The organism is Flavobacterium sp., from assembly GCF_036405015.1.
Taxonomy (GTDB): domain Bacteria; phylum Bacteroidota; class Bacteroidia; order Flavobacteriales; family Flavobacteriaceae; genus Flavobacterium.
Window position 1 is genome coordinate 1 of the sequence record NZ_DASWYK010000116.1, and the last position, 13882, is coordinate 13882.

Annotated in this window: 14 protein-coding genes; 12 read left to right on the forward strand and 2 right to left on the reverse strand. The window is 33.6% G+C overall.

From position 1 onward, the window contains the following. Window positions 1-328, forward strand: a 328-nt coding sequence (locus tag VGE71_RS08760; RefSeq protein WP_331137979.1) for an SRPBCC family protein, incomplete at its 5' end; no start/stop codon positions are given. A 285-nt stretch (window positions 329-613) separates the two neighbouring features. On the opposite strand, the gene VGE71_RS08765 is transcribed toward VGE71_RS08760, so the two are convergent. Further along, window positions 614-1342: a biotin--[acetyl-CoA-carboxylase] ligase gene (locus tag VGE71_RS08765; RefSeq protein ID WP_331137980.1), complete on the reverse strand. Its 729-nt coding sequence runs from the start codon at window positions 1340-1342 to the stop codon at window positions 614-616. Between the two features lie 94 nt (window positions 1343-1436). Between VGE71_RS08765 and rsfS the strand changes: the two genes are divergently transcribed. From rsfS to VGE71_RS08805, 8 genes are all read left to right on the forward strand, one after another. Next, window positions 1437-1808, forward strand: a complete 372-nt coding sequence (gene rsfS / locus VGE71_RS08770) for a ribosome silencing factor (protein WP_007809313.1) — start codon at window positions 1437-1439, stop codon at window positions 1806-1808. Between the two features lie 15 nt (window positions 1809-1823). Beyond that, window positions 1824-3749 carry an ATP-dependent zinc metalloprotease FtsH gene (ftsH, locus tag VGE71_RS08775; RefSeq protein WP_331137981.1) on the forward strand — a complete coding sequence of 642 codons (1926 nt, stop codon included), beginning with the start codon at window positions 1824-1826 and terminating at the stop codon, window positions 3747-3749. A gap of 116 nt (window positions 3750-3865) precedes the next feature. Further along, window positions 3866-4471 carry a lactate utilization protein B/C gene (locus VGE71_RS08780; RefSeq protein WP_144214346.1) on the forward strand — a complete coding sequence of 202 codons (606 nt, stop codon included), beginning with the start codon at window positions 3866-3868 and terminating at the stop codon, window positions 4469-4471. 1 nt (window position 4472) lies between these two features. Continuing rightward, window positions 4473-5363, forward strand: a complete 891-nt coding sequence (locus VGE71_RS08785) for a phosphatidate cytidylyltransferase (RefSeq protein WP_331137982.1) — start codon at window positions 4473-4475, stop codon at window positions 5361-5363. Continuing rightward, window positions 5353-6006 (forward strand): phosphatidylserine decarboxylase family protein, encoded by a 654-nt coding sequence (locus tag VGE71_RS08790; RefSeq protein ID WP_144214350.1) that lies wholly within the window; start codon window positions 5353-5355, stop codon window positions 6004-6006. The genes VGE71_RS08785 and VGE71_RS08790 overlap by 11 nt, the downstream gene beginning before the upstream one ends. Continuing rightward, a complete protein-coding gene (locus tag VGE71_RS08795) occupies window positions 6007-6276 on the forward strand; it encodes an acyl-CoA-binding protein (protein ID WP_331137983.1) in 270 nt (89 codons plus the stop codon). 7 nt (window positions 6277-6283) lie between these two features. Then, entirely contained in the window at window positions 6284-7063 is a 780-nt protein-coding gene (locus VGE71_RS08800; protein WP_331137984.1) for a superoxide dismutase, read from the forward strand. Window positions 7064-7131: 68 nt separating this feature from the next. Continuing rightward, window positions 7132-8190, forward strand: a complete 1059-nt coding sequence (locus tag VGE71_RS08805) for a glycoside hydrolase family 130 protein (protein ID WP_331137985.1) — start codon at window positions 7132-7134, stop codon at window positions 8188-8190. A 144-nt stretch (window positions 8191-8334) separates the two neighbouring features. On the opposite strand, the gene VGE71_RS08810 is transcribed toward VGE71_RS08805, so the two are convergent. Then, window positions 8335-10206, reverse strand: a complete 1872-nt coding sequence (locus VGE71_RS08810) for an alpha-amylase family glycosyl hydrolase (protein ID WP_331137986.1) — start codon at window positions 10204-10206, stop codon at window positions 8335-8337. A gap of 289 nt (window positions 10207-10495) precedes the next feature. Between VGE71_RS08810 and VGE71_RS08815 the strand changes: the two genes are divergently transcribed. The 3 genes from VGE71_RS08815 to VGE71_RS08825 form a co-directional block, all read left to right on the forward strand. After that, entirely contained in the window at window positions 10496-12169 is a 1674-nt protein-coding gene (locus VGE71_RS08815) for an OstA-like protein (protein WP_331137987.1), read from the forward strand. A gap of 38 nt (window positions 12170-12207) precedes the next feature. Further along, on the forward strand, window positions 12208-12687 hold the full coding sequence (locus VGE71_RS08820) for a hypothetical protein (protein WP_331137988.1): 480 nt from the start codon (window positions 12208-12210) through the stop codon (window positions 12685-12687). A 184-nt stretch (window positions 12688-12871) separates the two neighbouring features. Then, on the forward strand, window positions 12872-13882 hold a 1011-nt coding region (locus tag VGE71_RS08825), incomplete at its 3' end, for an aspartate aminotransferase family protein (protein ID WP_331137989.1).

The following is a 13882-nucleotide window of genomic DNA, read 5'->3' on the forward strand; positions in this document are numbered from 1 at the left end:
TGACGTTAAGAACTTCGAAAAATTAATGCCAGATAACATTGCTAAATTTGAAGTGACTGGCGAAGACGCTTTTATTTTTGGATTGAAAGGAATGCCTGAAATCAAATTGAAAATGAAAGAAAAAACAGCTCCAAACAAAATAGTTTTGGGTGCTGCAAGTGATAAACTTCCGTTTACACTAACTTCAAACATTGACACTATTTCTGATTCAGAAAGCGCTGTTCAATTGTTCTTTGAAGGCGAATTCAACGCTATGATGGCGATGATGGTTAAAGGCCCAATCAGTAAGTTTATTGAAACTTTAGCAAACAATATGCACAAGTTATAATTGTGAATTGTAAGTTGTGAATTATAAATTAAAAAGTCCAATCGTTAGATTGGACTTTTTTTGTTTTTATGCTCTCGCAAAGTTGCGGAGGCGCAAAGTTTTTACCGCATTTTTGTCATTTCGAGGAACGAGAAATCACACGCGGAATTCCGCATAGATTGAAAACATTCTTTATCTAGCTACTAGTGTGATTTCTCGTTCCTCGAAATGACAAACTAACTGAAGGATTTTATTTGTAACTAAAAAACTTAGTACCTCTGTTTCTTTGAGCCTTTGACCCTTTCTTCAATAAAGCATCTTAACCTCTTTAATCTCAAATTCTGCCACAGCATCATCTTCCAATAAAACCTGCAGTTTTCCGATTGGAGAAACACCCTGAATAATTCCCATGAAGTCTTGGTCATTCTTGTCTCTAAATGCTATTGGAACTCCTTTTTTAAATAAGGAATTGTAATAATTATTCCACAAATCCTGAGAAGAAGTCTGCCACAATTGAATGTTTTCTTTGATTTTTTCAACTACTATAACGGCGATCTTTTCTTTATCGAAAGATTTACCTGAAATTACTGCCAGTGAGGAAGCATTTGGCAATTCGTAAAAATCAGTTTGATTTACATTCATTCCGATTCCGGCAACTGACACGATTCTGCCATCGCTTTTTATAGTATTTTCGATTAATATGCCAACCAATTTCTTATTGTATGACAGAATGTCGTTTGGCCACTTAATACAGATTTCAGGAATATTTAACGATTTTAAAACCTCTGCAACTGATAGAGAAACGACAAGGCTCAAATTAAAAACTTCTTCAAGACCAAAGAGAAAATCTTTCACCAACACACTCATAATTAGATTTTTACCAACTTCAGAGTTCCACTTTCCTCCCATTTGCCCTTTGCCTTTTGTCTGATTTTCTGCTGTTACTGTAGTAAAATTCTCCAGTTCATCCTGACTTGACAAGGCTTTCAGGAAATCATTTGTTGAATCTATGGCATCGAGTTTGATTAGTTTCATTAAAATAATTGAATAACTTAATTTAATATTTTGTTAAGGATCAAAAATAATCACAAAATTTGGTAACTTTACAAATTCACATATAAAATAATTCATGGCGAAAAAGACGATTAATAATGATGTTCTACTGGCGAACATAATCAAAGGGATTGAGGAAGTAAAAGGAAATGATATCGATATTCTTGACTTAAGAGAAATAGATACAGCTGTATGCGACTATTTTGTTATTTGCAACGGTAGCTCAAACACCCAAGTTAACGCCATCGTAAACTCAATTCAAAAAACAGTATCAAAAGATTTAAAAGATAAACCCTGGCACGTAGAAGGAACCGATAACGCAGAATGGGTTTTAATGGATTATGTGCACATTGTGGTACATGTTTTCCAGAAGCACATTCGCGAATATTACAACATCGAAAGCCTTTGGGGCGATGCCAAAATAACTACAATCGAGAACAAATACTAAAGAAACTTTCATTAAATGGCTAAAGATAATAATCCAAATCCGAATAAATTTAAAATAAGTCCTTGGTTAATATATACCGCAATACTTTTAGTTTTTTTATTCATAAGTTTTGCCACAGGAGGATCAAGCTTAAGCGAACCTGCTCAATTAACTTCTTCTAAATTCAACACCTTACTAGAAAAAGGACAGATTGAAAAAGTAATTGTTTACAATAAAGCAGAAGCTGAGGTATATTTAAATGCTGCCGCTCTTAAAGATCCCGCAAATAAAAATGTAGCTCAAGATATTTTCAAACAACCAAACAAAGGTCCACATTACACTTTGGAAATTGGTAACGATCAAATCTTTCAGACTAAATTAGAAAAAGCGGTTACAGAAGGCAAATTAAAAGATTATAATTTCCAACAGAAAAATAACTGGAGCGATATTTTAATCAGCTTACTTCCTATCATCATCATTGTAGGTGTATGGATTTTCATTATGCGTAAAATGTCTGGCGGAGGTGCTGGCGGAGGTGGACAGATTTTCAATATCGGAAAATCTAAAGCTAAACTTTTTGACGAAAAAACAGATATCAAAACTACGTTTAAAGATGTTGCTGGTTTAAAAGGCGCTAAAGAAGAAATTCAAGAAATTGTTGAATTCCTTAAAAACCCTGAAAAATACACAAACTTAGGAGGTAAAATCCCTAAAGGAGCTTTACTTGTAGGACCTCCGGGAACTGGTAAAACTTTATTAGCAAAAGCTGTTGCTGGTGAAGCACAAGTACCATTCTTCTCTTTATCAGGTTCTGATTTCGTAGAAATGTTTGTAGGAGTTGGTGCCTCTCGTGTACGTGACTTATTCAAACAAGCTAAAGAAAAATCTCCTGCTATCATTTTCATCGACGAGATTGATGCTGTTGGTAGAGCAAGAGGAAAAAGCAACATGTCTGGCGGAAATGACGAGAGAGAAAACACTTTAAACCAATTACTAACTGAAATGGATGGTTTTGGCACAAACTCTAACGTAATTGTTTTGGCTGCAACCAACAGAGCTGACGTTTTAGACAAAGCTTTAATGCGTGCCGGACGTTTTGACAGACAAATTTTTGTTGATTTACCAGATATTCGCGAAAGAGCTGAAATCTTCAAAGTACACTTGGCTCCTATCAAAAAAGTTGAAGGTCTTGATTTAGATTTCTTAGCAAAACAAACTCCAGGATTCTCTGGTGCTGATATTGCGAACGTTTGTAACGAAGCTGCATTAATTGCTGCTCGTAACAACAAACCAGCAGTTGACAGACAAGATTTTCTTGATGCTGTCGACAGAATTATCGGTGGTTTAGAAAAGAAAAACAAAATCATTACTCCAGAAGAAAAAAGAGCAATCGCAATTCACGAAGCTGGTCACGCAACTGTAAGCTGGATGTTAGAGCACGCTGCTCCACTTATAAAAGTAACTATCGTACCACGTGGACAAAGTTTAGGAGCTGCATGGTATCTACCAGAAGAAAGACAAATCGTGAGAACAGATCAAATGTTAGACGAAATGTGTGCTACTATGGGAGGTAGAGCTGCTGAAAAAGTAACATTTGACAGAATTTCTACAGGTGCTTTGAGCGATTTAGAAAAAGTAACACGTCAGGCTCGTGCAATGGTAACCATCTACGGATTGAATGATAAAATTGGAAACGTTACTTATTACGATTCAACTGGACAAAGCGAATACAATTTCTCTAAACCATATTCTGATGAAACAGCAAAAATCATTGATGCAGAAATTTCAGAATTAATTGAAGGACAATACCAAAGAGCAATCCAGATATTAGAAGAAAACAAAGACAAGTTGAACCAACTTGCTGATATTCTGATCGAAAAAGAAGTAATCTTTAAAGATGACTTAGAAAACATTTTCGGAAAACGTACTTTTGACAAAAACTTGGAAGAAGTAGTTTCATAAATAATTACGAAAAACGTAATAAATTTTCAAAATCTTAATTCAAAACACCCTTTTGAATTAAGATTTTTTTATCTTTGAACGTTTTCAATTAACATGTAAAGTATTTCATATAAAAAATGAATTTTTTCAAAAAAATATTTGGCTCGAGTGAAGCCCCTTCTGACGAAGAGAACGAAAGCGAATATGCAGGCACGTCTGCTCAGAACAGTCATTTATCTTTGGATGAACAATTTATTTTCAATTTTAAAAAAAATGGAGGTAAATTTTTGTATTGCGAAAACAAAAGTGAAGTTACTGAACAGTTTGAAAACATATTAGAAGAAAATGATTGGTTCGAAAAAGAAGCTTTATGCTACGAACCATCTCTTTTTGGCTTATTAGAAGAAAACAAATTATTCTATATTGCTCCTTCAAATCCAAGATTCTTATTAGCAAGCTGTGAGAACCTTATTGCCGATGAAGGTTCTATTTTATTTTCATCGAAACAAATTCGACAAAATAAACCAAACGAATTACCAGCCAATATTGTTATTATAGCAACCACAAGCCAAATTCTTCCAATGAAAAGTGACGGACTTAGCGCTATAAAACGCAAATACGAAAGAGACTATCCTACCAATATCACCACAATAAAATATTTCGAAAAAGCAAAAGAAGAAGATTTCACCCAATACGGAAGTGTTGCTAAAAACCTTTATTTATTGCTTTTAGAAGATCTTTAAGATGAATGAAACGCTGAAGAGAACCATTTCTGGTGCTGTTTATATCGCTCTGTTATTAACCTCAATATTGTTTTCGACCGAAAGCTTTATTATCCTTTTTGGTGTTTTCTTAATCATCACGATTTACGAATTTTCTAATATTGTAAATCTAAACAAAGTCTTTTCTATACTTTTTGGAACAGTTTTGTATACTGTAATAATCCTGATTAGCCATTACAACAAACAAACGAGCAAATTCCTAAACGAATCCTTTAATTCGAATATAAGCTTAGAAACAAACATCAAACAGATGGATTTGATTCTACTTGCAATTACACTTGTTGTTTCTATAAAATGTATCATATTCTTATTTTATGATTCTGTTCAAAAAATAAGTACTTCTTCAAAATATTTATATTTATTGGGGTATATCACCCTCCCTTTTCTTTTTATAGTAAAAATCTCTTTTGGAACACATGATTATAATCCGAAGATTATTCTAGGATTATTTGTTTTAATATGGACCAATGATACTTTTGCTTATTTAGTTGGAAAATCGATGGGAAAACACAAATTGTTTGAACGAGTTTCTCCTAAAAAAACCATAGAAGGTTTTATTGGTGGTGCCGTTTTTGCAGCATTTGCAGGTTTTTTAATCTCCAAATTATACATTAAACCAAATCCTGAGTTCAGCAGTATGTCTATCATAATCTGGACGAGTATCGCCTTAATTGTTAGTATTTTTGGCACTATCGGAGATTTGATTGAATCCAAATTTAAAAGAATTGCTGGTGTAAAAGACAGCGGTTCTATCATGCCGGGACACGGAGGTATTCTAGATCGATTAGATAGTGTTATATTTGTAGCACCCATTATATTTTTATTTTATCAAATTTTATATTATGTTTCATAAAGAAGGAGGCCCGTCCATTTTATTAGGTGTAGTTTTCACTGTTGTTGTGGTTTTATTAGCTGAGAAATTCATTGACATCAATTGGCTAAGAACTGCTGTTCAAATTGCAGCATTAGTAATTCTAATCATTATTTTACAATTCTTTAGAAATCCTAAAAGAATTGCCGTTAGAAACAGCGATCATATCTTGGCTCCTGTTGACGGAAAAGTTGTGGTTATTGAAGAAGTTTATGAAGGAGAATATTTTAAAGATAAACGTTTACAGGTGTCTATTTTTATGTCGCCAATCAATGTGCACGTAACACGTTACGCAATGGACGGTATCATTAAATTCAGCAAATATCATCCTGGTAAATTTCTTGTAGCTTGGCATCCAAAAGCGAGCGAAGAAAACGAACGAACTACAGTAGTTATCGAAAACGAAACTTTCGGAGCTATTTTATACAGACAAATCGCAGGAGCTTTGGCACGCAGAATTGTAAATTATGCCAAAGAAGGAATGCAGGTTGTTCAAGGAACTGACGCTGGTTTCATTAAATTTGGATCAAGAGTAGATTTATTTTTACCTTTAGGTACACCAATCAACGTTGAATTGAATCAAAAAGCGATTGGCGGAAAAACAATTATTGCTACAAAAGCATAAATGGCAGAAAAAGATTTAGATATTCGCTTTGCAGAAGCTGTAGAGATTGCAATGACAATGACTCAGGCTTCACTACCGCAAGATGTGCAGTTAAGACTTTATGCGTTTTATAAACAGGCTACTTTCGGGATAGCTGTCTATAATCAATCTGAGAATTTTGATTTAAGAGATGCTTTTAAAACAAATGCTTGGATGCAAATCAGTCACATGTCTGTAGACGAAGCGAAAGAAAACTATATCGAGATCATTAATTCATTAACATCAAAATAAATATATTATGAAGAAAAACGTTGTTCTTTTTACTGCTTTAGCTTCATTTTTACTATTATTTTCCTGTAAAGAAGATAAGCTGACTGAAGTAGTTGAGGTTCCTCTTCCAACAAAAGAAGAGAAAATCACTATAGGTTCGCCTAATGATGTTAAAGCTGATCCCGGATCTTTTGAAATGACCAAACTGTCTTTTGCCTATGATGGTCTTTCTCCCGCAATAAGGTCATTGACTATGGAAACGCATTATTCTAAACATTATCTGTCTTACACCAACAATTTCAATAAAGAAATCGTATCGACAGAATTTGAAAATATGCCAATTGAGGATATTTTAAAAAAGATGGATTTGAATAACGCCAAACTTCGTCAAAATGCTGGTGGATATTACAATCATACGCTTTATTTCAATATTTTAAGTCCAAAAGAACAAACTCCAAAAGATACTCTTTCAGGCTCTATTAATAAAGAATTTGGTTCTTTTAACAACTTAACAAATCAGTTCAAAGCACAATCTGAAAAACAATTTGGCTCAGGATGGGTTTGGTTAGTAGTTGACCGATATGGTAAACTTCAAATTACAACAACTCAGGATCAAGATAATCCGTTGATGAAAAATGCTTTAGTTCCAGGAACACCAATTTTAGGAATTGATCTTTGGGAACATGCTTATTACTTGGATTATCAAAACAGAAAAGGAAGTTATATTGACGCTTTTTACGAACACATCAATTGGGAAAAAGTAAACGAATATTATATTGAAGCTCTCAAAAAGGTCAAAAAAGTATAGAAAAGAAGCTGGTACGGATTAAGTATCAGCTTTTTTTTATACCTTTTATGTTATTATATCCAAAGAACATGAAAGATATTGCCAATCGTTTTGCAGAAAACCCATTAATTTCTCCATCAGATTTACCTCCAAGCAGAGAAGGATTAGAAATTACTTGTCTTCTAAATCCTGGTGTGTTTCAGTTTCAAAATAAAACTTGGCTAACAGTAAGAGTTGCCGAAAGACCAAAACAAGCTGAAGATATTATCTCTTTTCCAATACTGACAGAAAATGGTTTAATCGAAATTATAGAAATTTTAAAAGATCATCCTGAACTTGTTGCTACAGATGCACGTGTAATTAACTACCAAGGAATTGATTATTTAACCACACTTTCGCACATTCGTTTACTTTGCAGTGATAATGGAAAACACTTTTATGAACCAGAAGATTATCCCTATTTGGTTGGTGAAGGAATTTTAGAAACTTTTGGAATTGAAGATTGCCGCGTTTCCCTCATTGAAGGAAAATATTACTTGACTTTTACGTCGGTTTCTGGCAATGGCGTTGGGGTAGGTTTACGCACCACAACCGATTGGATAAACTTTGAAAAACACGGAATGATTTTTCCACCACATAATAAAGACTGCGCCATTTTTGAAGAAAAAATAAACGGTTTATTTTACGCATTACATCGTCCGAGCAGTGTAGATATTGGTGGGAATTACATTTGGATTGCTTCGTCGCCAGATGGAATTCATTGGGGAAACCACAAATGCATTATTAAAACCAGAAAAGGAAATTGGGATAGTAAAAGAGTCGGTGCTGGCGCTGCTCCAATAAAAACAGATAAAGGCTGGCTCGAGATTTATCACGGAGCAAATGAGTTCCATCAATATTGCTTAGGCGCTTTTTTAATGGATCTTGAAAATCCTTCTAAAATAATTTCAAGAACCGAAACTCCTATTATGTTTCCTAAAACCGATTATGAATTGAGCGGTTTTTTCGGAAATGTCGTTTTTACAAATGGGCATATCGTAGAACCCGATGGCGATACACTTACTGTTTATTACGGCGCTTCAGACGAATTTGTTTGTGGAGCTCAATTTTCAATTAATGAGATTCTTTCGTTATTAAAAAACATTTAAACACATAGAAACATAGATTTTTACAGTAAAAAAGAACACAAAAGAAACTAATTTCCACACATAGACCTACTATGTGCATTCAAACTTAGTGAAGCCCTTTTCTAAACTTTGAAAGCTATGTTTCTATGTGTTTAAAATGAATCTTTATTTCAATTCTAAAATCAAAGATTCTGAAGGCTGAATCGCAACTTTAACCACTCCCTCTCCATTTTCTACTTTTAGAATACACTTTTTAGCTTTATACAATTGCTCATTTAATTCGTATTCTCCGTCTTTCAGGTTCCATTTAGAAATAATTGAAGAAGGAATTTTTAAATCAAACTCACTTGCTTTTTCAGAAGAAAAATTAGCTATTACAATCAGTTTTTGTTTTTCTGACCAGCGAACATACGAATACAATAAAGCATCATAATTTGAATTGTTTTGGCGGTTAGCAGATTGAATTTCTTCAAAACTTCCCATCAATGCACTGCTGTTAATAGTAAAATTTAATAATCGTTTGTAAAAATCACGGAGTTCTTTTTCAGAAGCCGAAAGTTGCCCTCCATCAAACTTTCCATCATTCATCCAACGCTGATGATTTGGAACTCCAATATAATCAAAAATTGAAGTTCTTGTAGGTTTTCCAAAACCAGCATCTTCAAGTCCCGCCTCACCTACTTCTTGTCCGAAATAAATCATGGTTGGTGAAGTACTAAGAGTTGCCGAAACCACCATTAATGGTTTTCCTCTTTCTGGAGTTCCAGCAAATTCTGAACTTGCCAAACGTTGTTCATCATGATTATCCAGAAAATGAAGCATATGATGTTCAATATCTGCCATTCTATTTTGAATACTTGTCAATTCATCTGGTGATGATTTTCCACGAATAATATCTTTTAATTTATCATACGTTTCGACTTTATCATACAAATAATCCATTTTTCCTAAACGAATGTAATTACGATATTCATTCGGATTATAAACTTCTGCCAATAAAAAAGCATTTGGATTTTTCATTTTAATGGAAGAATTCATATAACTCCAAAATTCATATGGAACCATTTCAGCCATATCATAACGAAATCCGTCAACTCCTTTTGCTGTCCAATATAAAGCAATGTCTCTAAACTTTTTCCACGAATCGGGAACCACTTTATCCTGCCAAAAAGCAAAATGCTCTTGATATGACTTCTGATCAAATCCAGCCGGAAGCTCTGGAAAATCTTTGGTTCCATCTGGACGCACTCCATAATTAACTTTTACCGTTTCGTACCAATCGTTTTGATCTGGTTTTACTTTTCTAGAACCATTTCCTGTCCATTTCGCTGGATTTTCGTCAAATCGTCCATCAATAAGCGGATTTTTTTCTCCATTTAACGGAATGTCTCCATCTGGAATTTCAAAATGTTCTCTAGGAATATAATAGAAATTATTATCACGTTTGTATTCAACCGTTACATCATCATCTGCTCCAAAATCTCTTACACCCTCAGGATTTGATTTCCCCTCGTATTTGCGAGCAATGTGATTCGGAACAATATCAATAAGTAATTTTAAACCTGCATTATGAGTACGTTTAATTAATGCTTCAAATTCTTCTAATCGTTTAGCGGGATCAACAGCCAAATCAGGATTTACATTATAATAATCTTTAACTGCGTAAGGAGATCCAGCTCGCCCTTTTACCACTTCAGGATCGTCATTTGAGATTCCGTAAGCTGTATAATCTCGCACCAAAGCATGATGAGGAACGCCTGTATACCAAATATAAGTTACTCCTAAATCTTTAATTTCACGAAGGGCTTTATCTGTAAAATCATTAAACTTTCCAACTCCATTCTCTTCAATTGTTCCCCAAGGTTTATTGGTTTTATTTTTATTTCCGAATAGGCGTGTAAAAACTTGATAGACTACAACTTTTTTTTCTGTTGCGGTTTCTTCTTTTGCTGTACTCATTTTCAATTCCTGTGTTTTACATGCTGAAAACAGTACAGTTAACGTAATTCCAGCTGTAATTAATCTTTTACTTATCATATTTTGGGTTACTCTAATATAGTCTTTAAAATTTTAAATACCTGATACAGGTTTTAAAAACAATTTTCTAAATGTACCTCATTTTTTAAAAATTCAGTGCATGATCTTTTGCTCCAAGAAGCTTTTAGAACCAAAACCACGCAACTACAACGTGAGAGTTCATTGTTTTGTTGAAAAAATAAATCAGACTCATTTTTTCAAACGGAGTGTTAATGACTATTTATAAATTAATCCTAATATCGGTGACAGGTTGTAAGCTTTTTTATAAATTTGACAAAAATTTAATCAGTTGAAGAAATCACTCTTTTTCATATTTATTTGTCTGTCTTTTTTAAGCGTTCAATTCACTTTCGCGCAAGCAAAAAAAAAACCTGCACAAGCTCCTAAAACCATCGTCATCGAGAATGCTGATTATTCTGATGTTGATCAGGTTAACGTTCCTGATGCGCTTTTACTTACAGGAAACGTAAAAGTAAATCATGATGGTGTTGTATTAACCTGCAATAAAGCTTATTATTTTCAAAAAGAGAACTATTTAAAAGCTTTTGGAAATGTACAATTAGTACAGGGAGACACTTTGTTTTTGAATAGTAAATATGCAGAATATAGTGGTAATGCAAGAAAAGCTTTTGCGACAGGAAATGCCGTTTTAACTTCTCCAGATGCTACTCTACAAACAGATACCATTAATTTTGACCGAAACGTACAAGAAGTTTTTTATAATACAAAAGGAACAATTGTAAACAAAGACAATACTTTGGTCAGCAAATCGGGAAGATATTATGTTGAACAAAAGAAATTTCAGTTTCTAACAGAAGTTACTATTACAAATCCTAAATATGTAATCAAATCGAATCATTTGGATTATTACAGTAATTCTGGCCACACGTATCTTTTGGGACCATCAACCATTACAAGCAAGGAAAATTACATCTATACCGAAAAAGGATTTTATGATACGAAGAAAAACCTGGCACATTTCCTCAGAAAATCGTACATTAAATACGACGATCGACTCATAGAAGGTGATAGTTTATTTTATAACCGAAATACTGAATTTGCATCGGCAACACGAAATGTAAAAATTACAGATTCTATCAATAAAGGAATTGTAAAAGGGCATTATGCGGAACTTTATAAACTGAAAGATTCGATGTTTGTGACCAAAAGAGCCGTTGCTATTAATCTGGTTGAAAATGACTCGGTTTACATTCATGGACAAAAATTAATGGTAACCGGAAAAGAAGGTGAAAGAATTTTAAGAGCGTATAAAAATGTTCGTTTCTACAAAATTGATATGAGCGGAAAATGCGACTCGATACATTCTGATTCAAAAAGTGCTTTGACAAAATTAATTGGAAATCCGATTTTATGGAATGGAGAAAGCCAGATTACGGGAGATATAATGCACTTAATTGGTGATAATACTACCAGAAAAATCGATTCGCTAAAAGTTTTAAATAACACTTTTCTGATTTCCAAAGATACCCTCGGAACCGGCTATAATCAGGTCAAGGGACTCAATTTATTCGGGAAATTCCGGGATGGAAAATTACATGATGTCGATGTCATCAAAAATACGGAAGTCGTCTATTTTATGCGGAATGACGCCAATGAATTAATCGGGATTAATAAAAATGTCAGCAGTAAAATTAATATGATATTAGAAAATAATGCTGTCGAAACCATTACGTTTTTCAACAAAGTAGACGGAGATATTTATCCCGAGGATGAACTCCCAGAAAATGCCCGAAAACTTAGAGGAATGGTTTGGCGAGGTAGCGAAAGAATAAAATCGAAAGACGATATTTTTACCGCCGAAGAAAATGAAATGAATGAAAAACTGATTAAAAAAGGTAAAGAAGAAGAGGAAAAAGGAAAAAATGTCCCAATGAAAGTCCGAAAGGAAACTTTAGATTACGACAAGAAAAAACCAAGTCCCGCTGTCAAAAACAAAAAGTAATTTTGAATTAAAAACTGCTTTATTTTTAAGAATAGAAAATGAAATTATTTCCAACTAGTAATTATAATTTTACAATTATTGGAGAACCATCAGAATCTCTTGATCGTCTGAAAAGAAGAACCGAAATATCTGAATCTTTAGTATCAAAAAAAACAAACAAATCATTTGTTGGTAAGATTACCAACAATACTTTCAAAATCATTTCATCTGAAATAGGAAAAGGAGCATTTTGTGTTCTAAACGGTGAGATTATAAATAAAAACGGAGTTGTGGATATTGAAATCAATAAAGCTTTTAAAATTTTATTGAGCTTTTTTCTTTGTTTTCCAGCTATTGGTATAATTGTACAATTATGTACTGAAAAGATAAAATTTTCACCAATTTTTGTTTTAGTAGCTATCTTGCAAGTATTATTGATTCGATTTGTATTTATTGAACTAGCTTTCAGAAATTTATCTAAAAAAAGCTTAAACAGATTAAGCGATGTACTTGATATCGAATCATTTGAAAAAAATTAAAAAAAAGCTTTAAGTCAGTTTACAAAATTTAACTTAAGCCTAAAATCAAAACCTGAGTTTCGAAGTTTTGAGAAAGATAAAACCTTAGTTCCTTTCAACTTTAAATCTTTAAAAAATTAACCTAAGCGTAAACTAAAAAAACCTTAGAACCTCAGTACCTTTGCAACTAAGCACCTTTAAAAAAATGAATCCAGATTTTATAAAATACCAGGCACAGACTTCTCCTTACCCACTTGGAATGGAAGTTTCTCACGCTATTGGCTCTTACATATACGATACAAACGATAAAAAATATTTGGATTTTGTTGCCGGAGTTTCAGCTTGTACTTTAGGACATCAACATCCAAGAGTAAATCAGGCCATAAAAGATCAATTGGACAAATATTCTCATGTGATGGTTTACGGAGAATATTCACAAAGTCCTGCTGTTCAATATTGTAAATTAATGGCTTCACTTCTTCCAGAATCTTTAAATAAAACTTATTTGGTAAATTCTGGTACAGAAGCTATTGAAGGCGCTTTAAAATTAGCCAAAAGAACTACAGGTAGAAGTCAGTTAATCTCTTGCCATAATGCTTATCACGGAAACACAATGGGTTCTATGAGTGTTATGGGATTTGAAGAACGCAAACAAGCTTTTAGACCTTTGCTTCCAGATGTCGATTTTATCACTTTTAATAACGAAGAAGATTTACAGAAAATAACTACCCGAACTGCAGCGATTCTTTTAGAAACCATTCAGGGAGGCGCAGGTTTTATTCAGCCGGAAAATAATTTTCTTGAAAAAGTCCGCAAACGTTGTGACGAAGTTGGAGCATTAATGATTGTGGATGAAATTCAGCCAGGTTTTGGAAGAACAGGTAAATTATTCGGTTTTCAAAATTATGATGTTGTTCCTGACATTGTAGTAATGGGAAAAGGAATGGGCGGCGGAATGCCAGTTGGTGCTTTTACAGCCTCTACCGAAAGAATGGATCTTTTAACCGAAAACCCTAAATTAGGTCATATCACTACTTTTGGAGGTCATCCTGTCATTGCGTCAGCTTGCTTAGCTACTTTGCAGGAATTAACTGAAACAAACTTAATGGCCGAAACATTAGAAAAGGAAAAACTCTTCAGATCGCTTTTGGTACATCCTTTGATAACAGAAGTTAGAGGAAAAGGACTTATGCTGGCCGCCATGACAGAATCGGCT

Bases quoted from the DNA above. Each gene is read 5' to 3' on its own strand.
- VGE71_RS08765 (WP_331137980.1), bottom strand. From the start codon at position 1,342: ATGAAACTAATCAAACTCGATGCCATAGATTCAACAAATGATTTCCTG.
- rsfS (WP_007809313.1), top strand. From the start codon at position 1,437: ATGGCGAAAAAGACGATTAATAATGATGTTCTACTGGCGAACATAATC.
- ftsH (WP_331137981.1), top strand. From the start codon at position 1,824: ATGGCTAAAGATAATAATCCAAATCCGAATAAATTTAAAATAAGTCCT.
- VGE71_RS08780 (WP_144214346.1), top strand. From the start codon at position 3,866: ATGAATTTTTTCAAAAAAATATTTGGCTCGAGTGAAGCCCCTTCTGAC.
- VGE71_RS08785 (WP_331137982.1), top strand. From the start codon at position 4,473: ATGAATGAAACGCTGAAGAGAACCATTTCTGGTGCTGTTTATATCGCT.
- VGE71_RS08790 (WP_144214350.1), top strand. From the start codon at position 5,353: ATGTTTCATAAAGAAGGAGGCCCGTCCATTTTATTAGGTGTAGTTTTC.
- VGE71_RS08795 (WP_331137983.1), top strand. From the start codon at position 6,007: ATGGCAGAAAAAGATTTAGATATTCGCTTTGCAGAAGCTGTAGAGATT.
- VGE71_RS08800 (WP_331137984.1), top strand. From the start codon at position 6,284: ATGAAGAAAAACGTTGTTCTTTTTACTGCTTTAGCTTCATTTTTACTA.
- VGE71_RS08805 (WP_331137985.1), top strand. From the start codon at position 7,132: ATGAAAGATATTGCCAATCGTTTTGCAGAAAACCCATTAATTTCTCCA.
- VGE71_RS08810 (WP_331137986.1), bottom strand. From the start codon at position 10,206: ATGATAAGTAAAAGATTAATTACAGCTGGAATTACGTTAACTGTACTG.
- VGE71_RS08820 (WP_331137988.1), top strand. From the start codon at position 12,208: ATGAAATTATTTCCAACTAGTAATTATAATTTTACAATTATTGGAGAA.